The organism is Epilithonimonas arachidiradicis (assembly GCF_003610695.1).
GTDB lineage: Bacteria > Bacteroidota > Bacteroidia > Flavobacteriales > Weeksellaceae > Epilithonimonas > Epilithonimonas arachidiradicis.
This window is the reverse complement of the sequence record NZ_RAQH01000005.1, coordinates 219,556-241,599: the sequence shown is the minus strand read 5'-3', so window position 1 is coordinate 241,599 and position 22,044 is coordinate 219,556. Positions and strand designations below refer to the sequence as shown.

Genomic DNA, 22,044 nt, shown 5'->3' with positions numbered 1-22,044 from the left:
CGTCTTGACTTATCTGACAGTCCTTGTTCTCCTTCTTCTTTATACCTTTTTATCCATCGGTGAAGTGTTGATCTTGCAATTCCACAACGTAAAGCCGTTTTTGTTACAGACCCCGATTCTAAATAGATTTTAAGCCAATCCTTACGAGCTTTGACTTGCTGTTGCTGTTTATTCATGGATAAAGGTTTTAAACTTTACACCATAAATTTAAGTCATTTTTGTAGCGGATCTATTGATACTTTACACTTAAAATTTTAAGTCTCCTTTTTTTTATATTAAATTGATAAAATAAATTTTAATTTCTACTCCGTCTTATTCTTCAGCGCCATCAAAAGTCCATAGGCTCCTTTCTGAACAATCTTTTTGTCCTTCAAACTTTCTGCTTTCAGAATTTCGGTAAAACTATCATCAGATATTCCCACATTCACAGGAATCATCTTATATTTTTTGTTTCCTAAATCTTCAAAAACATAATTTTTACTTTCAAAAGAAACCACAGATTCATTCGGTAATCCAATGGTAAATCTACTGTTGATAGTCACTTCTGCGTTGATGTACATTCCTTTGATAAACTCAGGATTTGGCGTTGAAAGTTTCGCCACAGCAATCGACGAACCACCATTTTCAATACTTGGAACAATACTTACAATTTTAGCTGTCGATTTTTTATCAGGATTTTGATTGTTGTAAACCAAAATTTCCTGTCCGATTTTCACATCATTTACATCGTTTTCAAACATTTTTAATTCAAGCAATAAACCAGAAGGATTAATCAGTTCAAACAAAGTATCCGAAGGATTAATATATTGTCCGTTATTCACCAGAATTTTGCTCACAAAACCACTGAAAGGCGCGTAAACATTGATTCTGCTTCTGATATTGGATGAATTTAATCCTTTTGCATTAATTCCAATAATTCTTAATTTTTCCTCTAAACCTTTCAACGTTGCATTCAACGTAGAATAATCTGCCTGAGCAGTTTGCAGAGTTTTATCACTGGTCGCTTTGGTGATATTCAAATCTTTTTGACGGTTTAAATTCAACCTTGCCGATTCCAACTGTGCTTTCGTCACAAGATAATCCTGCTGTAACTGAATAAATTGCGGGTCTTCCACAACTGCCAAAACCTGTCCTTTGCTGAAATGGCTTCCGTTTATCACGTTAATTGATTTAATATGACCGCCCATAATGCTGGAAATCGAACTGATATGAGACGGTGCAATTTCAACTTTCCCATTCAGACGAATTAATTTTTGCATTGTTTTTTCCTGAATGGTTGTTGTCGTTAAACCAATCGATTGTAATTGTTTATCCGACATTTGAACCGTATTTTGGTCTTTTTCCTTGAATTTTGTGTTTTCATACACCGTTTTTTCTTCCTCTTTTTTTCCTGAACAAGAAGATAAAATCAGAATTACACTTAAACTAAGGATTGATATATTTTTAAGATACATTTCGTTGTTATTTTGATAGTAAGAAATTAAGTTCTGAGCCAATTTGGTTAAGTCTTTCGAGATTATCGATGTAATCAACCTTCGTTTTCACTGCCTGATTCGTCAGGATTACCCAGTTCAGATAATCGATTTCGCCGACTTCCAATTGTTTTTGAACCGTTTTTAAAATGGTTTCAGACTTCGGAAGCTGTTTTTGCTCATAACTATCAACGATTTTCAGTTGATTGGTGTAATTATTAATTTGCTGTCCGAATCTGTTTTTCAGTTCAATTTCTTTTAATTGATATTGATTTTCTGAAATCGCCACTTTTGCTTTTGTCGCTTTTGCCAAAGCTCGCTGACCTTTCGTAAACAAAGGAATTCCCACACCGACTTGAACCGCATTAAAACGATTGTTATTCAGATTTTTCATACTTTGATTCGTATATCCAACCAATAAATCCGGCAACAACTTCGATTTTTCAAGTTGCGCTTCTGCTTCATTAACTTTAATTTGTTGATTTAAATACTGTAATTCAGGATGTTGCTGAATCATTTCTTCTGAAATCTGAAGATTAACATTCATAATCGGCTTATCAGAAATTGGCTGGAATTTTTCTTCCGACTGAAATAATAACTGAAGCTGAAGTTTGGCAATATTCAAATCATTTTCAAGCATATTCAACTGCGTTTTTGCCTGTTCATTCTGAATTTCTGCCGTCGATTCCTCCAAAATATTGGTTTCTCCTTTTTTCAGTCTCAAACTCGCTTTTTCCGCAAAACTGCTGTACAATTTGCTGATATATTCAATCACTTTTTTCTTTTCCTGAAGCGTCAGAATTCGGTAGAAAACATCGGAAACTTCCTTTGTTAATTGCGCTTTCGTCAGATTTTGATTGATGACACTTGCATTCCATTCTGCATCCAGCATTTGTTTTCTTTTGGTATAAACCGTCGGAAAGCTGAAACGTTGGGAAATGGAGAAAGAATTATCGGTTTCAATTCCATTAATTTGTCCGATTTGCGCACTCACTTCCGTTTGTGGAATATCAAGATAACTTGCCTTTAATTTTTCCTGATATTCAGAAATTAATTCTGAATTTTTTAAAGTTCCATTTTGCTGAAAAGCTTTTTCCAGAGCCTGTTCGTAGGTAATATTTTCCTGCGCATTTATTATTCCGAAAGACATCAGAAATAAGAATGAGGACAGTTTTTTATAATTGTTTGAAAATTTCATTGTATTTATTTTTAACGCAATGAGCGCTAAGATTTTTTTTAAATTGAGACTTTTGATTTTTTCGTTCGCAAAGGCGTTTCACTCAGCTAAGGTTAGCTTCTATTAAATTTTTTCTTTTTGCTGATTCGTTCAAATAAGACGTAAAGAATCGGCAAGACGAATAAGGTTAAAAGTGTTGCCAACATCAAACCTCCAATAACCACGGTTGCCAAAGGTCGCTGAACTTCCGCGCCGGCTCCATTGCTGATGGCCATTGGTAAAAACCCTAATGAAGCCACGAAAGCCGTCATCAAAACCGGACGAAGACGGATTCTCGTTCCCATCAAAACAATTCGGCTTAAGTTTTTAACGCCATCTTTTTTCAGTCGGTTGAATTCTGAAATCAATACAATTCCATTTAAAACAGCGACTCCGAAAAGGGCGATAAATCCAACTCCTGCGCTGATACTGAAAGGCATTCCTCGCAATGCTAAAAAGTAAATTCCTCCAATTGCAGATAATGGAATTGCGGTGTAAATCAGCAAACTATGTTTTACAGAACCGAAAGCGAAGAACAGCAATAAGAAAATCATCACCAACGAAATCGGAACGGCAATTCCTAATCTTGCTTTAGCTTGATTTAAATTTTCAAAAGCACCTCCGTAAGAAATCGTGTAACCTGCAGATAATTTCAAATCTTTGTTAACCTTTTGCTGAAGCTCTTCTACAATACTCTGAACGTCTCTTCCACGAACATTGAAACCAATCACAATTCTACGTTTTGTATTTTCTCTCTGAATCTGATTCGGGCTTTCCTTTAATTCTACTTTTGCCAATTGTGACAACGGAATTTGTTCGCCATTCGGAGTTGGAACCAACAGATTTTGGATGCTTGAGATATCTTTTTTATGCTCATTATCCATTCTCACAACGATATCAAATTTTCTTTCGCCCTCGTACAAAGCGCCCGCAGTTTGCCCAGCAAAAGCCATGTTGATAACCCTGTTGATTTCTGCAACAGAAATATTGTAACGAGAAAGTTCAGCGCGATTATAATCAATCACAACTTGCGGAGCACCGACAACAGGTTCTAAATACAAATCCTGAGCGCCATTAACGGTTGAAATAATTCCACCTAATCTTTTAGCATAAGTCGCCAAACTGTCTAAATCTTCGCCATAAATTTTACAAACCACATCCTGTTTTGCTCCCGTCATCAATTCATTGAAACGCATCTGAACCGGAAACTGGAAACTAGCGGTAAGTCCGGGAATTACTTGTAATGCTTCATTCATTTTATCTGAAAGTTCAGGGAACGAATGTGCGGAAGTCCATTCTTTTTTCGGTTTTAAAACAACAATCATATCGCCACCGTCCATTGGCATTGGGTCGGTCGGAATTTCTCCGCTTCCAATTTTCATTACGACTTTTTGAACTTCCGGAAATTGTTTTAATAAAATTTTGGCAGCTTGAGTTGTCGCCTTTTTCGTTTCTTCAATATTGCTACCCTGAAGAATTCTCATCTCCACCGCAAAATCACCTTCCTCCAACGATGGAATAAATTCTCCACCCATTTTTGAAAGTACGAAAACCGCTCCTGCAAACAAAACAATAACGATTGCAATAATTGTTTTTCTGAATTTTAAAGCCTTAATCAATAATTTCTGATGACCGATTTCTACTTTTGCCATTACCTTGTCAGAAACATTATCTTTTGTTTTTTTCTTTCGGCTTAACACCAAAGAACTCATCATCGGAATGTAGGTTAATGACAATAAAAATGCACCAATCAGGGCAAAAGCAACGGTTTGTGCCATTGGTTTGAACATTTTTCCTTCAATTCCCTGCAGCGTAAAAATTGGTAAGTAAACAATTAAAATAATGATTTGTCCGAAAACGGCACTGTTCACCATTTTTGTTGCGGAACTTGAAACCTGACCGTCCATTTCTGCTTTTGAAAGCATATTGTCTTTTCCGAAATGTTTTTTATGAGCTAACTGATGTAGAACAGCTTCCACGATAATCACGGCTCCATCGACAATCAATCCGAAATCTAATGCGCCGAGACTCATTAAATTTCCTCCCACTCCGAAAATATTCATCATAATAATGGCAAAAAGCATCGCCAAAGGAATCACGGAAGCAACCAATAATCCCGCTCTGAAATTTCCAAGGAATAAAACCAGAATGAAAACGACGATTAACGCGCCTTCCATTAAGTTGGTTTTTACTGTACTAATCGTGTTATTCACCATTTTAGCTCTGTCCAAAAACGGTTCAATCACAACACCTTCCGGTAATGATTCCTGAATTTTTTCTAATTTTTCTTTAATATTTCCAACGACTTCATTGGCATTTTCATCTTTCAGCATCATTACGATTGCTCCGGAAACTTCGTCTTTGTCGTTGTAAGTCATTGCTCCGTAACGGGTTGCGAAACCTATTTTTACCTTCGCTACATCTTTAATATGAACAGGAATTCCTTCTTTTGTATTCGAAACCTGAATATTTCCGATGTCTTCTGTGCTTCCTAAAAGTCCTTCACTACGGATAAAAAGGACGGTTTCTCTTTTCTCAATATAAGCGCCTCCAGTATTTTGATTATTGTTCTCCAAGGCATCAAAAACATCATTGATATTGATGTTAAAAGCCTGTAATTGATTGGGATTAATGGCAATTTCGTATTGTTTTAACTTACCTCCAAAACTGCTGACATCGGCAACGCCTTTCGTGCCTAATAACTGTCGGCGAATCACCCAATCCTGAATGGTTCTGAGTTCGGTTTCGTCATAAACGTGTTCGTATCCTTTTTTAGGTCTTACAACATATTGGAAAATTTCTCCCAAACCGGACGAAATAGGTCCTAATTCAGGTTTTCCGATGCCTGCAGGAATATTTTCCTGAACCAGTTGTAATCGTTCCTGAACTTGTTGACGAGCCCAATACACATCAGTATCATCATCAAAAACAATTGTAATCAACGACAATCCAAAACGTGAAAAACTGCGGATTTGGGTAATTCCGCTGATGTTACTGGTTGCCTGCTCGATAGGAAAAGTTACCAGACGTTCAATGTCCGCAGCTCCGTAAGAAGGCGCAACTGTAATGACTTGAACCTGAGTACTTGTGATATCAGGTTGTGCATCGATGGGAAGTTTAGTGGTTTCATAAATTCCAAAAAGGATAAGCGCAATGGTAAACAGTGTAATAATGAGTTTATTCTTTACAGAAAACTCAATAATTTTATTTAACATAGAAATTTATTAATTGAATTAAATAGAAATCAACTGCTCTAGACAAAAACCTAAAACATTGATATTTAAAATAAAAATCAATTAACAAAAGCGAGGTGGCTGAAAAATACGGGAAAGATAACTGCTGGAAAAGTCTTTTTCCTGATAAACAGTTGGTTTTTGAGATATGATAATCTCTTTGATTTTTTCGATGTGAAAAGTGGTTTCCGGAAGTTTTGCATAGACCATCAAAACAATCGGTGGATTGAAAAATGGCAATTTTTGGTCTGTATCCCAGTCAGAATCCGGTTGATGATTATCGTAATGTTCTACCAAAAACTCGGAAAAACTTCCTTGATAATCCATCAGATGTTCTATAAAGACAGGTGCTTTTAATACTTCCGCTACATTGGTTGTTGCAAGTACATAAATCATCAAACATAGTATGGAAAACCATCTTAACATTGTTGCAAAGATAGAGGTTTTTTAATAGTTCGGGAAATTCTAAGTTAATAAATTATAAAATAAAAATGATTCATTTTATGATGAACTCAGAGTTGTTCGGCTTTCGTAGATAATATTTTAATTCATAGAGTGTATAGAGAAAATTTTAAATGTATTGAATGGTTGAAATAATCATTTGTTTCTTCTAATTTCTATACAATATAAAATTATTTAAAATCGTTCTTAACTTAAAATTATTTAAATTTGATTTGTGAAAAAGTTGATTTCCATAGTTTTGCTTACTTTGTTTTTGGTTTCTACAACCGAACTATATCAGCTTTTAAAAATTCCTACACTTGTAGAGCATTACTTTGAGCATAAAGCACTCAATCCGGAAATGCCTTTGGTAGCTTTTCTCAAAACCCATTACGAACATCCTGCAAAAGATGGAGATTATGGGAAAGATCAGAAACTTCCTTTTGTGATGCATTCTCAACCATTGGTTTTGGTTTTTACACTTAATCAAAATTTCGAGTTTGAATTTAAAAAGGACTTTCTAAACCTTTTTAAATCACCTAAAATTTTATCAAAAGACGAAGACTTTTGCCTGAAGGGTTTTAAAAGTTCAGTTTGGGAACCACCTAGAATTCTGTTTTCATAACATTCATAAATACAGTTTTTTAAATTTTAAAAGCTGTACTCCGTTAAACAAAAATTTCATTTAAAATATTATGAAAACAATATTTTCAACCCTGTTTTTGGTTGTGTTTTCAGTCGTTTTCAATGCTCAAAACAGATGGGAAAACGCAAAAAGAATAGCTGCAGAAAAAAACGAACTTATTCTGCTTAATTTTTCCGGTTCCGACTGGTGTGTTCCGTGTATCAAGCTTCATAAAAATATTATCGAAACCGAAGACTTCAAGAAGTTGGAAACCGATAATGTGATTGTTTATCTCAATGCAGATTTTCCGAGAAACAAAAAGAATCAGCTTTCGGCAGAACTCAAGAAAGAAAATGTTTCACTTGCCGACCAGTACAACCAAAAAGGAATTTTTCCTTACACGATTTTGCTGAATTCAGAAGGTAAAATCCTGAAAAGTTGGGAAGGTATTATTTCCGGCGATGCTTTAGCGTTCAGCAAAGAGATTAGAGAGATTAAAGACAACCAAAAACCTTAGACGAATATGTTAAAAGAATTCAAAAGACCTCAAAAACTGATGGGGAACGCTTTTGAAATTACCGTTGTTGACGAAAACGAAACTTCGGCGAATCGCCACATCGATGCTGCCATTGAAGAAATCCGTAGAATTGAAAGGCTTTTAACGACTTTTAATGAAGAAAGTCAGACCAATGTCATCAACCGAAATGCAGGGATACAACCTGTAAAAGTTGATGCCGAGATTTTTGATTTGATTGAAAGAAGTATCAGAATCAGCAAAATTACCGATGGATATTTCGATATTTCTTATGGCGGAATCGATAAAAGTTTCTGGAATTTTGACCGTGAAATGCAAGAACTTCCCAACCCAGAATTGATAAAAAGTCATCTGAAATTGGTTAATTATCAAAATATTATTTTAAATCGAACCAATCAAACTGTTTTTCTCAAAGAAAAAGGGATGCGCATCGGTTTTGGTGGAATCGGGAAAGGTTATGCTGCAGAAATGGCGAAAAGAATTCTTCAGCAAAGAGGCGTGGTTTCCGGTATTGTAAATGCTTCCGGAGATTTGACGACTTGGGGAAATCAAGCCAACGGAAAACCTTGGACCGTCGGGATTGCAGACCCGGACAACTCAAAACAGCCTTTTTCTTATATGAATATCACAGATATGGCGGTTGCAACTTCCGGAAATTATGAAAAATTCGTAGTCATCAACGGTAAAAAATATTCTCACACCATCAATCCAAAGACTGGAATGCCCGTTTCAGGCGTAAAAAGCGTCACCATTTTCTGTCCAAACGCAGAAATCGCCGATGCAATGGCAACTCCTGTAAGCATTATGGGAATCGATGCCGCACTGAATATGGTGAATCAAATCAACCATTTAGAATGCGTCATCATCGATGATAACAACAAGATTTATTCATCTCAAAACATCAATTTAAAATGAAAAGAAATAGTAAAACTAAAATAAAAATGGCGGTGTGTTTTTTGGCAATCGTTGCTTCAGTGCAATCTTGCACCACCATAAAAGAATACGAAAAAAATAAATTGAACGACGCCGAAATGGCTCTAGGAAACAGAACAGTAGAAAAAACAGAACTCAGTTTTCAGTCGTACAGAGAAGGCTCTTCAGGAGCCAATGCCGGAAAAGTAGGCGGTGGTTGCGGCTGCAACTAAAATAGTAGCAGTAAAATTTAATTGTGATTTAAAAAATGAAAAAAATTATAGTAAGTGTTATTGCTCTTTTAGGAATTTTCAATGTAAAAGCACAGGAAAATACAGGCAATACACAACCGAAAAAACTAACGCTGGATGAAGCCAATCTGGTTTCAAGTTATTATAAGCAAGACGGAAATAATTCTGCGGTAACGGGAGGAACGGGTTCTGAAAAGCTTAATGATATCTCGAATGCTATCGATGTTACCCTTGTAAAATATGATAAAAAAGACAGGAAAAATAAGTTTGGTTTCAGTGTCGGGATAGACCATTATACTTCGGCTTCTTCGGATATGATAGATTTGAAAGCCAATTCATCAGCTTCCCACGCAGATACGAGAATCTATCCTGCACTAAGCTGGAGCCGTGAAAACGAAAGCAAAGGAACAACAATTTTGGCGGGAGTTTCGGCTTCTACAGAATTTGATTATCAGTCTTATAGTGCCAATATTGGTTTTGCGAAAAAAACACCCAACAAAATGGGAGAATTTACCGCAAAATTCCAAGCCTATTTTGACCAAGTGAAGTTGATTGCTCCCATCGAGCTCAGAACTGCCCAAAATGAAGGAACAAGCGGAAGAAATACCTACGCTCTGTCTTTGGCGTATTCACAGATTATTAATCAGAATTTCCAGATGGAATTTCTTACCGATGCCGTTCAGCAGACGGGTTATTTGAGTTTGCCTTTTCACAGGGTTTATTTTAATGATAATTCTGTTCACCAGGAAACATTGCCGGATAAAAGGTTTAAACTTCCGGTTGGTGTGAGAGCGAATTATTTTCTTGGAGATAAAGTGATTTTGAGAGCGTATTATAGATATTATACCGACGATTGGGGTTTGAAATCGAATACCATCAGTTTGGAAACGCCTGTTAAAATTTCGCCTTTTGTTTCTGTGACACCTTTTTACAGGTATTATTCGCAAACTGCAGCGAAATATTTTTCACCTTACCAACAACATACGGCTTTCGACGATTATTATACGAGCAATTATGATTTGTCTAAATTCAACAGTAATTTTTACGGTGCAGGAATCAGATTTAATCCTAAAAATGGGCTGTTCGGCGTAGAAAGATTGAATATGCTTGAAATCAGGTACGGACATTACACGAAATCTGTCGGGATGACTTCTGATATTATTTCGTTAAATTTAAGATTCAAATAAAATTGTAATACTTGACTTGTTGAATGTTATTTGACAAGTCAATTTTTTTTTAAACAAAAACGTATGCATCATCAATTAGAAAAACATTATGTTAATAGAGTAGGATGGCTTCGTGCAGCGGTTTTAGGTGCGAATGACGGTTTGTTGTCCACCACAAGTATCGTAATTGGAGTTGCAGCCGCTTCTCCGGATAGAAATACGATAATTCTTGCTGCTTTAGCCGGGATGATTGCCGGAGCGATGTCTATGGCAGCAGGAGAATATGTGTCGGTAAGTTCGCAGGAAGATACGGAAAAGGCTGATTTGTTGAGAGAAAAAAGAGAATTGGAAGATATGCCGGAAATTGAATTGAGAGAACTGGCAAAAATCTATGAAAGGAGAGGCGTAAGCAAGGAAACTGCTCTACAAGTTGCGACCGAACTTACAAATCACGATGCTTTGGCAGCTCACGCTCACGATGAATTGGGCATTAATGAAATCACACAGGCAAAACCTTTGCAGGCGGCAATGGCCTCATTTGCTTCGTTTGGTTTAGGAGCATTACTTCCGTTTGTGGTTTCACTTTTGGCACCGCTTAAACAAATGGTCTATTTCCAGTATGGATTTTCCATTATGTTTTTAATGATCTTAGGAGCGATTTCAGCAAGAACCGGTGGTTCAAAAATAGGAATTGCCGTTCTGAGAATTTGTTTCTGGGGAACGGTAGCAATGGGTGTCACCGCTTTGATTGGACATCTTTTCGGAGTTTCTGTGGCATAAAGATTATTATTAAAAAAAAAAATAAAGACTGTAGTTTTAAATTACAGTCTTTGTCGATTTAAGATTTTAATGAGGCAATTTTCCTCTGAAATAACCATACACCCAAGTTCCGAAAATGGCACTTGCCAAAGTAATGATAACCGCCGAAGCTCCGGTTCCGATCTGCGCGAAAGGAGGTCCCGGACAAGCGCCTGTAATCGCCCAGCCAAACCCGAAAATCAATCCGCCATAGATTTGGCCTTTATTGAATGTCTTGGGCGGATTTTTATGCGTTCATATATAAAATACTCTCACCAAAAATTGTAGGTGTAAAACATCTTTATTAATATTGTGTTCATATGTCCACAAAAAAAGCTTTTAGAACGTTTGGTTTTCCCAAGGTTAGTACCGTTTTATTTTTGTTGCTGATGATTTTGCATGGTTGCAAGGATGCTTCAACAAAGTCGGATAAAATAAATATCGGCTTCTCGCAAGGTTTGGGAAATCATCCCTGGAGACAGGCCATGAATCATTCCATGGAGATTCAGGCGTCTTTGCATTCTGTGGTTCAGCTAAGCATTAGCAAAGCAGAAGGTTCGGTTCAGAAACAGATCGGTGATATTCAGAAGATGATAGATAATGAAGCGGATATCATCATTATTTCACCTATTGATCCGAATTCGCTGGTTCCTGTGGTGGAAAAAGCCTTTGCAAAAAAGATTCCCGTGATTTTGGTGGATAGAAAAATCAATTCTGATAAATATGCCACTTATATCGGTGCTGATAATATAGAGATTGGCAAAGAGGCAGCGCAGTATATTATTTCGGATTCTAAAAATTTAAAAAAAGTCATTGAAATAAAAGGCGATGATAATTCTTCACCCACAACAGAAAGGAGTGTGGGATTCCGGCAAACTATTAAAAATAATTCCAATACAGAACTGATAAAAACCTTCAAAGGTCTTCCCGCTGAAGCATTCAGAAAAACTCTGGATTCATTGGGAAATCAGGCTCTTTATGTTTTTGCTTTCAATGACCAACTCGCAACGCAAGCATGGCAAATAGCGAGAAACGCCGGTGTGGAAAATCAAATTAAATTCATCGGTGTGGATGGTCTGAATACCAAAGATGGTGGAATCCAGATGGTTCTGGATGGTAAATTGAATGCCACTTTGCTTTATCCTACCGGCGGAACGGAAGCCATTGAAACTGCTATTAAAATCTACAACGGACAAATTCCACTGAAACGAATCAAGCTCAGTACAACCATTATCGACAGGCTGAATGCTGAAATTATGCGTAACCAGTTCGATAAAATCATCGAACAGCAGGGAGTAATTGAAAATCAGGTGAATGCCGTGAAAAAGCAGACCGAACTCTATTCTTCCCAAAGAGAATTGTTCCGGTGGTCAGTTGTCCTTCTAATTATGATGTTTTGCCTGATTGCCTATGCTATTTACCTGATTTATACCATTAAAATTAAAAATAAACAGCTTACCCTCACCAACGAACGTGTGACGATTCAGCGGAATCAGATTGAAACCATTGCCAATGAACTCAAGGAAAGTAATGAAGCAAGAGTAAACTTTTTCACGGGTTTGTCCCACGAATTCAAAACACCGATAACCCTCATTTTAAGTTCTTTGGAATCATTGAAAAATACTTTTAAAAGTAAGGGTGCAAAGCCGTCTTATGAGCTGGAACTGATTAATAAAAATTCAAACCGTTTGCTAAGGTTGGTAGATAATCTTTTGGATTTCAGGAAAATAGAAAATAAAACCTTCAATCTAAGGGTTTCCAAAACCAATATCTACGATTTCACTTATGGCATTTTCAGGGATTTTGAAAATGAAGCCAAAAAAAGGAATATTAAGTTTGAAATTCATTCCGCAAACAAAAATCTGGAACTGTATATTGACAGAAACCTGATGGATAAAGTATATTTTAACCTTTTGTCAAATGCTTTTAAGTTCACGCCGGACAATGGAAAAATTGAAATTACAATTCAGGAAAAAGGAAATCAGGCGGTTATCAGCTTCAAAGACAATGGTATAGGAATCCCGGAAAAAGAGATCAGCAACGTTTTCGAACCCTATTTTAAAGGTTCCAACAACCGGAAAAACAGTTCAGGAATCGGGCTTCATCTCAGCCGTCAGTTTGTGGAGCTTCATCTCGGGAAAATCGAGGTGAGTTCTTTTCAGGGAACGGAATTTATCATCAGTCTTTACAAAGGAAACAAGCATTTCAATGAAGATCAGATGATAAAAGAACCGAGTGTTATGGATGCGGAAACGCTGGCAAAAGATAGTGTTTTTGGCGTGGTGGAAGAAGGAAGTTTTATGCAAAATCAGGAAAATTCTGGTGATCGGTATTCTTTGCTTTTGGTGGAGGATAATTCGGATTTGTCGTTTTTCCTCAGCAATAAGCTTCAGACGGAATTTGATGTAATGGTTTCCGACGGTACGGATGCAATTGATAAGGCGCTAAGCGAAATTCCCGACATCATTGTGTGCGATGTGAATCTTCCTGAAAAAAACGGATTTGAAATTTGCGAAATTCTTAAAAATGACCTTAGAACATCTCATATTCCGGTCATTCTTCTCACAGCTTTGGATAATAAGGAATCTTATCTTCAGGGACTGAAATCCGGGGTTGATCTTTACCTTACGAAGCCATTCAGCTATCCGATTCTGACACAGTCGTTGCGTTCATTGCTTTACAACCGCGAAAAGCTACGTTATTATTACACCAACAACATCGGAAGAATTGTGGACAGCAAATCCTTCGGAAGTATGGAGCAGACGTTCGTGAACAAATTGAATCAGATCATCAACACCAATATTGACAATCCCGATTTTTCAGTGGAAAATCTTGCAGATTTACTGAATATTTCAAGAATCCAGCTTTACAGAAAAATAAAGGCAATGTTTGACGTGAATGTAAGCGACTACATCAATAATATCCGTCTGGAACAGGCAAAATCAATGCTGCAAAATCCAGGACTGACGATTTCCGAAATTGCTTATAAAACCGGCTTCTCTTCCCCGAATTATTTCTCCACAGTATTCAAAAATAAGTTTGGGGTTTCTCCAAACGTGTTTAGGAGGAGTAGTGGTGAGGAATAATAATTAATCCCTATATATTTTTTTTCCTTTCTTTTCCGAATAAAGAGTAGCAATATCCGTGCGAACTAGATATCGTTGTCAGCACTAATAAGACCTCTTTGTTCGGGTGAACAATGATGTATTGCTTACTCGAAGTATATATCTTATAAAAACTAGAGCCGTCGCTTCCGAAACCCGACCTCAAATTTCGGTCAATCTTCTCATACTAACATTCGTTCATCCTTATAAAAATTCTCCTAATCTACGTAACATTTTTATAGAATGGTGTTACATTTTTGAAACATCATTATCATATTTTGAAATCGCATCAATTTTAAAATCTTAATTTTCAGTTAATTAAAATAAGTTAACAAATAATTAACCTTGACGAAATATTTTGTTACATAATTAGACCTGTGCATTCCTGTCACGGGATATATTAGCCACAAACAAATTAATAATTCTATATATGAATAAAATTTTGATGTGGTCTGTCACTGCGGCTTTGGCAGGATTTCTTTTCGGGTTTGATGTGGTGGTGATTTCCGGAGCCGACAAAAAACTACAGGCGCTTTGGCAGAGTTCAGACGCATTCCACGGTGCGGTAGTAATGGGAATGGCATTGTGGGGAACTGTTATCGGCGCCATCTTTGGTGGAATCCCGACCAATACATTCGGGCGTAAAAAAACACTTTTGGCAATAGGTGTCTTATACGCACTTTCAGCAATCGGAACAGCGCTTTCCAATGATCCTTATATCTTCGCATTCTTCAGATTTATAGGCGGCTTAGGCGTTGGAGCATCTACTATCGCTGCACCGGCTTATATTTCCGAAATCGCTCCTGCAAAAGACCGCGGAAGATTGGTTTCCTTGTATCAGTTCAATATTGTGCTGGGGATTTTGGTTGCCTTTTTATCCAATTATCTACTCAGCGGAATCGGAGATAACGACTGGAGATGGATGCTTGGTGTTCAGGCAATTCCGGCAACTATCTACACCTTATGTGTACTTATAATTCCGGAAAGCCCGAGATGGCTCGTTTCCAAAGGCAGAATAAATGAAGCCAAAAATGTAGTTAAAATCGTAAACCCGGATCAGGATTCTGACCTACTCATTTCTCAGATGGAAGACGATCACGCCGAAGCACCAAAGGAAAATATCTTTATGAAAAAATATCGTTTTCCGCTGATGCTCGCTTTCCTTGTCGCATTTTTCAATCAGATGTCGGGCATCAATGCATTCTTATATTATGCACCGAGAATTTTTGGTGAGGCTGGATTGGGCGAGAAAACCGCACTTCTCAGCAGTATCGGAATTGGAGTTGTTAATATGGTTTTCACGTTGGTTGGCGTTAATCTTATCGACAAAGTTGGCAGAAGAACTTTGATGTACATTGGTTCCATCGGTTATATCATTTCGTTGGGGCTCGTTTCTATGGCTTTTTATTTCCATTGGTCGGGCTTGGCGATTCCTGTGTTTTTATTCCTGTTTATCGCTTCTCACGCCATCGGACAGGGAACGGTGATCTGGGTTTTTATCTCCGAGATTTTTCCGAACCATCTCCGTGCATCAGGACAGGCATTCGGGAGTTCTACGCATTGGGTTTTGGCAGCTATCATTCCATCCCTTATTCCGACATTATTTTCTACGATTGGCGCCGGAACGGTATTTCTGGTATTTACGATCGCAATGGTATTCCAGCTGTTATTTGTGATTTTTATGATGCCGGAAACAAAAGGAGTCTCACTGGAAAAATTAAGCAAAACACTTACAAAAGAATAAACCCTTCAAAAATCTTCGAGAAAAAATAATTCAATGAAAAAAATAATATCAAGTTTAATTGTCGCTTCTATCTTTTTTTCGAATCTCAACGCTCAGTCGGATTCTAAGGAAGAACAGCTTTACCGTCCCAATTTCCATTTTAGCCCCAAAAAAGGATGGATGAATGATCCGAACGGACTCTATTACAAAGACGGTGTTTATCACCTGTTCTTCCAGCATTATCCCGATGGAAACAAATGGGGACCGATGCATTGGGGACACGCCACAAGCAAAGACCTTGTCAAGTGGGAAGAGCAGCCGATTGCACTTTACCCGGATGATTTGGGATATATTTTCTCAGGAAGTGCGGTGGTCGATAAAAACAATACTTCAGGTTTCGGAGATTCCAAAAATAATCCTGTCGTTGCGGTGTACACGTATCACAATCCCAATCGGGAAAAAGACGGAAAAATAGATGTAGAATCTCAGGGAATTGCTTACTCTTTGGATAATAGCAAAACTTGGACAAAATATAGTTCAAATCCAGTTCTTAAAAACCCGGGAATCCGTGATTTTCGTGACCCAAAGGTGTTTTGGGACAGCAAAAGACAGCAATGGATTATGGTTTTGGCGGCTCAGGACAGAACGCACTTTTACGCCTCAAAAAACCTGAAAGAATGGGCGTTCCAATCCGAATTTGGAAAAGATCTGGGCGGTCACGGCGGCGTTTGGGAATGCCCTGATCTATTTCCGTTAAAAGTAGAAGGCTCCAACGAAGAAAAGTGGGTTCTGATCGTCAATATCAATCCGGGAGGACCGAATAATGGCTCTGCAGGACAATATTTTGTCGGCGATTTTGACGGAAAAACATTTAAGATTGATGAACTTTTCACAAAACAGCTTCAGAAAGAAAAAGCAGCCTGGCTCGATTGGGGAAAAGACAATTATGCCAGTGTTTCATTTGATAATGTTCCGCAGGGAAAACGGGTGGTTATCGGCTGGATGAGCAATTGGGAATATGCACAGGAAGTTCCTACGGAAGCGTGGAGAAGCAGTACGACAATGGCGAGGGAAGTTTCACTTAAAAAAACAAAAGAGGGCTATATCCTTAAAAATATTCCGGTTGCCGGACTGAAAAATTATCAAGGAAAATCTATCTGGAAAAAAATCGATCTGAAAAGTGAAAATAAATTAATAGATAAATCAGAAATTGACCTGACTAAAGCCGTTCTTGATTTAAATTTAAAGAAGATGACTGCCGGAACTTATAGCTTTTCTCTGAAAAATTCTTTGGGAGAAGAAGTCGTTTTTGGAATTGATAATAAAACAAAAGAATTGTTTGTCGATCGTTCCAAATCAGGAAAAACAGGCTTTGGAAACCATTACGCCACGCCGGTTACCAAAGCGCCTTTGAATCAGATCTATTCCGAAGCCAAAATGAAACTGGTCATCGATAAGACCTCCATTGAAATCTTCTTCAACGACGGCGAAAAAGTACTGACCGAAATCTTCTTCCCGAACGAACATCTCTCAGAACTGACCTTATCAACAGACACGAAAGGAAGTTCATTAAATATCAATGCACATCAGCTTAATATTAAATAAACAATATCTGTGTAGAACATTCCGTAGACAATTAATTAAAATTAAAACTATATGATATGAAGAAATATAAAATTGCAGTCGCCTTTTGCCTTCTTCCGTTTTCCTACCTTTTTGCGCAGGAAATTGTGAAAGGAAAGGTGCTGTCTCCCAATCAGAAACCGTTGAGCGGCGTGACTGTCACTGTTTCCGAAACGGGAGTTACTACAACGACTGATAACAGCGGAACATTTCAGATCAATGATTTGAAGAAAGGAAACACGCTGGTTTTTACCTATCCCGATTATACTACAAAAGAAGTGGTGGTGGATGAGAAAACTGTCCTCAACATCGTTTTGGCAGCCGATAAGGTGAAGAACATTGACGAAGTTGTGGTGACCGGATATACCAAGCAGAAAAAAGCCGACATCACCGGAGCAGTTTCCATTGTTGATATGAAAGATCTTAACAAACAGGCGGAACCGAATCCCATCAAATCACTACAGGGAAGAGTAGCTGGGGTGAATATCTCCGCCGATGGCTCGCCTTCAGGAGGAAGTACCAAAGTTCTGATTCGTGGTGTCGGGACACTGAACAATACCGACCCGCTTTATGTCATAGACGGTGTACCAACAAAAGCAGGAATGCACGAGCTGAATCCGGGTGACATCGAAACGATGCAGGTACTGAAAGATGCTTCCTCCGCAAGTATCTATGGTTCCAGAGCGGCAAACGGTGTGATTATCATTACCACCAAAAAAGGAAAAAAAGGCAAGATGAGAATCGACCTGAATTATTACACGGCTTTTTCCCAATATGCGAAAAAAACGCCTGTTCTCAATGCAAAACAATTTGGGCAGGTGCTTTGGCAGGCTAATATCAATGACGGTCTGAATCCGAACAATAATAACCTGAGCTACAGCTTCGACTGGGGCGTTCAGAACGGAATTCCGACCTTGTACAACAGCTACGTTCCGGAATATCTGGATGCGGCAAAAACCATCAAATCTGCCAATACCAATTGGTATGATGAGGTTTCCCAGACCGGCGTTGCCAATTCTTTGGATGTGGCGGCTTCAAGCGCGTCAGACAAAGGTTCTTATTATTTCTCGATGGGGTATTATGACAATGACGGTATCGTAAAGCTGACCAATTTCAAGAGACTATCTGCCCGTGTGAATACATCTTATAATTTTTTCGATGGTAAGTTGAAAATCGGGGAAAATTTTACATATAATAAAACCAACGAATTGATGGATCCGGGTGTTCTTGATCCGGCTTTGAGAGCGTTGCCGATTATTCCTGTTCATACTGTGGATGGAATCGGGTGGGGTGGTCCGGTTGGCGGGATGAATGACCGTCAGAATCCTGTCCGTCTTTTGGAATATAACAAAGACAACGGCTACCGTTACCAGCGTCTTTTCGGAAACGTCTATGCCGAATTACAACCTGTGAAAAATTTGACATTGAAATCAAGTTTTGGTGTAGATTTTTCCAACTATTATAAAAGAATCTTACAGAGAAGCTATGTTTCCGGCTATCTTCAGAATAAAACCAACGCCGTGAACATCGACCAGTCCGATACGGAAAAATGGACCTGGACCAATACAGCTCAATACACAGCCAAAGCAGGAAATCACCACTTCGATTTACTTGGCGGGATGGAAATGTATAAAGATACCTACAACAATACATGGCTAAGAAAAGAAGGCTTCCTGATTGAAACTCCCGATTATATGTATCCTGATGCCGGGACGGGAGATGCATTCAACGGTGGAAGCTCTACCTATTACAGCTTGTTGTCATACTTCGGAAAATTCTCTTATGATTATGACAACCGTTACCTGTTCTCTGCAACAGTGCGCTATGACGGCTCTTCAAGATTTGGGAAAAACAACCGTTTCGGAACATTCCCGGCATTTTCGGCTGGATGGAGAATCAACAAAGAAGATTTTGCAGAGAAATGGATTCCGTTTTTCTCAGATTTGAGGCTGAGAGCAGGTTGGGGACAGACCGGAAACCAGGAAATCAGCAACTCGGCAGTATATTCTCTTTACATTGCTAATTATGCAGGCGGAAATCCGACCTGGGCAACTTCCTACGGAACGGCTTATGATATTTCTGGAGTGGGAAGCGGTTTATTGCCTTCAGGATTCATTGCAACACAAACTAAAAATGATGATCTGAAATGGGAAACTACCACGCAAACCAACCTAGGTCTGGATTTCGGATTTTTTAATCAGAAACTGACGGGAAGCGTGGATATTTATAAAAAAGCAACCAAAGATATTCTCGTTTTACCTCCCTATCTGGGCGTAATTGGCGAAGGTGGAAACCGCTGGATCAACGGCGCATCTATGGAAAATAAAGGGATTGAAGTCGCTTTGGGTTATCAGGATAAAACTTCCGGCGGATTCGGATACGAGATTTCAGGAAATTTCTCAATGAACCGGAACAAAATCACGGAATTACCACAATCCGTTATCAACAATTATGGCGGAAACGGAACCACGGATAATATTCTCGGAAGACCGATCAATTCAATGTATGGATATGTTGCCGACGGACTTTTCAGAACGCAGGCTGAAGTAGATAATTCCGCTACTCAACCGGGCAAAGGATTGGGAAGGATTCGTTATGCCGATTTAAATAATGATGGAATTATTGATGACAAAGACAGAACATGGATCGGAAATCCGAATCCGGGATTTATGTATGGCGTTAATCTTAACTTTTCATATAAAAACTTCGATTTGTCGACATTCTGGCAAGGTATAGGCGATGTGGATGTCATCAATGTCAAAAAATACCAGACCGATTTCTGGAGCGTAGACGATATTGGTTCCAACAAAGGAACAAGATTGCTCAATGCCTGGTCGCCGCAGAACCCGAATTCCGATATTCCGGCGCTTACAACGGTGGACAGCAACGGGGAGAGTAGATTTTCATCTTATTATGTAGAGAACGGAAGTTATCTGAAACTAAGGGTTTTACAGCTAGGTTACAGCATTCCCAAAAATCTATTGGAGCAGTATAAAATTACCAATTTTAGAATCTATATCAGCGCACAGAATCTTCTGACTATCAAATCCAAAAGCTTCACGGGCATCGATCCGGAAACGCCTGCTTTTGGTTATCCGCTACCACTGACGTTTAATTTTGGAGTCAATTTATCATTATAAGATTTAAATAAACCTCGCGCAAATTTTAACGGATTAAAAATAAAATCAGCTTGATTAGCGGAATCAGCGAGAGATTAAACTTTAAAAATAATATTAAAACAATGAAAAAATATATACTATTAACAGTTGCCTGTTCATTTCTGTTGGGAACAACTTCCTGCAACGATTTTCTGGACAATGAGCCAAGAGGCGTGCTTTCCGAAGCCGATGTTGTAACGCCTGAGAATGTGGACGGTTTTGTGATTGCAGCTTATGCAGCACTTGGAAATGACCATTATGACACCCCTTTCAGCCTTTGGCCATACGGAAATGTACGTTCGGATGATGCTTACAAAGGTGGAAGCGGAACTAATGATATTCAGGCATTCCATTTTTTTGAAATTTCCAACAATATCCGTTCGGATTTTGGTGAATTGGACCGTCTCTGGTATCTGCATTATGTGGGAATCGGAAGATGCAACAAAGCAATTGCAGCGCTTAACCAGCTTTCTGAAGCGCAATACCCAAACAAGAAAAAACGTATTGCCGAGATGAAATTCGTGAGAGGACATTTTTATTTTATGTTGAAAATCCTTTTCAAATATGTGCCTTACGTAGATGAAAATACACCGATTGATGATTACCCGAAAATCTCCAACCGTGCGAAAACCGACCAGCAACTGTGGGACGCCATCGCTTCCAATTTTGAAGATGCTGCTGCCAATTTGCCGTCAACGCAATCCGAAGTCGGAAGGCCAAAGAAAAGTGCGGCTTATGCATATTTGGCAAAAGTGAGATTGTATCAGGCTTATGAGCAGGACGACAATTATACGGTGACTCAGATTAATCCGGCAACGCTTCAGAAATCCATTGACGCAGCTAATCAGGTGATCGGAAATTATACTCTGGAATCAGATTTCGGGTACAATTTTCTTCCGGGAACGCACGAGAATGGTCCGGAATCGGTTTTCTCAATTCAATATTCCGACAATGACGGAACGCTTTTCGGAAGACTGAATTACGGGGATGTGCTTTCTCTGCCGCAAGGTTTGGGATGCTGCGATTTCCACAAACCAAGTCAGAATCTGGTGAACGCTTTCAAGACAACGCCACAAGGTTTGCCAATGTTTGATACGTATAATGATACGGATTTGAATTACAATCAGCTCAATAATTACAAAGTAGATCCAAGACTTTACCACACGGTTGCTTTGCCGGGATTGCCTTGGAAATACGAGGAAAACAAAATCTATCAGGAAAGCTGGAACAGGAGCCCGGGAACGTATGGTTATTATGCTTCGTTAAAGGAAAATGTACCCGTAGGATGTGGTTGTACGGTGAATGTAGACCCGTTTTATGCCAATTCTAAAAACAGGATCATTATCCGTTATTCCGATGTATTGTTGATGAAGGCAGAAGCTTTAATAGAGCTTGGACAGATCAACGAGGCGTTGCCTTTAATTAATCAGGTGAGACAACGTGCGGCGAACAGTACCGTTTTGACCGGAAGTTATACTTCAAACAACCTTATCAGCAAATATGAACCGGGTGTGAACTGTACTTGGAATCAGGATTTTGCAAGAAAAGCCTTGAGATGGGAGCGCAGAATGGAATTTGCAATGGAAGGCAGCCGTTTCTTCGACCTTGTGAGATGGGGAACCGCAGCAGGTACGATGAATACCTATTATTCCGGAGAAAAAACGAAAAGATCTTACTACTCTCAGGCAGGATTTGACCACGGAATTGAAGAATACTGCCCGATTCCATTGGCTCAGATCAATTTCAGCCAGGGATTGTACAAGCAAAATAACGGTTATTAAAACTAA

General features: G+C 38.6%; 14 protein-coding genes and 2 pseudogenes. 11 read left to right on the top strand and 5 right to left on the bottom strand.

Features of this window, described 5'->3' with window-relative positions; genetic code table 11:
* The 4 genes and pseudogenes from BXY58_RS17225 to BXY58_RS10440 all read right to left on the bottom strand — a co-directional run.
* Window positions 1-176 (bottom strand): helix-turn-helix domain-containing protein (locus tag BXY58_RS17225; protein WP_147366835.1); only part of this gene is annotated, 176 nt, incomplete at its 3' end.
* A 126-nt stretch (window positions 177-302) separates the two neighbouring features.
* Window positions 303-1,454, bottom strand: a complete 1,152-nt coding sequence (locus BXY58_RS10455) for an efflux RND transporter periplasmic adaptor subunit (RefSeq protein ID WP_147366834.1) — start codon at window positions 1,452-1,454, stop codon at window positions 303-305.
* 7 nt (window positions 1,455-1,461) lie between these two features.
* A pseudogene (locus BXY58_RS10445) lies at window positions 1,462-5,903 on the bottom strand (CusA/CzcA family heavy metal efflux RND transporter).
* Between the two features lie 81 nt (window positions 5,904-5,984).
* Window positions 5,985-6,317, bottom strand: a complete 333-nt coding sequence (locus tag BXY58_RS10440; RefSeq protein WP_120213794.1) for a hypothetical protein — start codon at window positions 6,315-6,317, stop codon at window positions 5,985-5,987.
* A 280-nt stretch (window positions 6,318-6,597) separates the two neighbouring features.
* On the opposite strand from BXY58_RS10440, the gene BXY58_RS10435 reads away from it, so the two are divergent.
* The 6 genes from BXY58_RS10435 to BXY58_RS10410 all read left to right on the top strand — a co-directional run bounded on the left by BXY58_RS10435 (window position 6,598) and on the right by BXY58_RS10410 (window position 10,631).
* Window positions 6,598-6,987, top strand: a complete 390-nt coding sequence (locus tag BXY58_RS10435) for a hypothetical protein (RefSeq protein WP_120213793.1) — start codon at window positions 6,598-6,600, stop codon at window positions 6,985-6,987.
* 70 nt (window positions 6,988-7,057) lie between these two features.
* The gene (locus BXY58_RS10430; protein WP_120213792.1) at window positions 7,058-7,504 is read left to right on the top strand and encodes a thioredoxin family protein; all 447 of its coding nucleotides are present in this window, start codon (window positions 7,058-7,060) and stop codon (window positions 7,502-7,504) included.
* A gap of 6 nt (window positions 7,505-7,510) precedes the next feature.
* Entirely contained in the window at window positions 7,511-8,437 is a 927-nt protein-coding gene (locus BXY58_RS10425) for an FAD:protein FMN transferase (RefSeq protein WP_120213791.1), read from the top strand.
* 26 nt (window positions 8,438-8,463) lie between these two features.
* Window positions 8,464-8,667 (top strand): DUF4266 domain-containing protein, encoded by a 204-nt coding sequence (locus BXY58_RS10420; RefSeq protein ID WP_120213813.1) that lies wholly within the window; start codon window positions 8,464-8,466, stop codon window positions 8,665-8,667.
* 35 nt (window positions 8,668-8,702) lie between these two features.
* Window positions 8,703-9,872, top strand: coding sequence for a DUF3570 domain-containing protein (locus BXY58_RS10415; protein WP_120213790.1), 1,170 nt, complete (start codon window positions 8,703-8,705; stop codon window positions 9,870-9,872).
* 63 nt (window positions 9,873-9,935) lie between these two features.
* Complete coding sequence (locus BXY58_RS10410; protein WP_120213789.1) at window positions 9,936-10,631, top strand: VIT1/CCC1 transporter family protein; 696 nt, start codon at window positions 9,936-9,938, stop codon at window positions 10,629-10,631.
* A 66-nt stretch (window positions 10,632-10,697) separates the two neighbouring features.
* Here the strand turns inward: BXY58_RS10410 and BXY58_RS10405 are convergent.
* Window positions 10,698-10,889 (bottom strand): annotated as a pseudogene (locus tag BXY58_RS10405) (DUF6691 family protein); the annotation flags it as partial.
* Between the two features lie 80 nt (window positions 10,890-10,969).
* On the opposite strand from BXY58_RS10405, the gene BXY58_RS10400 reads away from it, so the two are divergent.
* The 5 genes from BXY58_RS10400 to BXY58_RS10380 all read left to right on the top strand — a co-directional run bounded on the left by BXY58_RS10400 (window position 10,970) and on the right by BXY58_RS10380 (window position 22,038).
* Window positions 10,970-13,735, top strand: coding sequence for a substrate-binding domain-containing protein (locus BXY58_RS10400; RefSeq protein WP_120213788.1), 2,766 nt, complete (start codon window positions 10,970-10,972; stop codon window positions 13,733-13,735).
* A 448-nt stretch (window positions 13,736-14,183) separates the two neighbouring features.
* Complete coding sequence (locus tag BXY58_RS10395) at window positions 14,184-15,497, top strand: sugar porter family MFS transporter (RefSeq protein WP_120213787.1); 1,314 nt, start codon at window positions 14,184-14,186, stop codon at window positions 15,495-15,497.
* Between the two features lie 33 nt (window positions 15,498-15,530).
* Window positions 15,531-17,081: a glycoside hydrolase family 32 protein gene (locus BXY58_RS10390; RefSeq protein WP_120213786.1), complete on the top strand. Its 1,551-nt coding sequence runs from the start codon at window positions 15,531-15,533 to the stop codon at window positions 17,079-17,081.
* 56 nt (window positions 17,082-17,137) lie between these two features.
* Window positions 17,138-20,239, top strand: coding sequence for a SusC/RagA family TonB-linked outer membrane protein (locus tag BXY58_RS10385; RefSeq protein ID WP_120213785.1), 3,102 nt, complete (start codon window positions 17,138-17,140; stop codon window positions 20,237-20,239).
* Window positions 20,240-20,340: 101 nt separating this feature from the next.
* The gene (locus BXY58_RS10380; protein ID WP_120213812.1) at window positions 20,341-22,038 is read left to right on the top strand and encodes a RagB/SusD family nutrient uptake outer membrane protein; all 1,698 of its coding nucleotides are present in this window, start codon (window positions 20,341-20,343) and stop codon (window positions 22,036-22,038) included.
* Window positions 22,039-22,044: the final 6 nt, after the last annotated feature.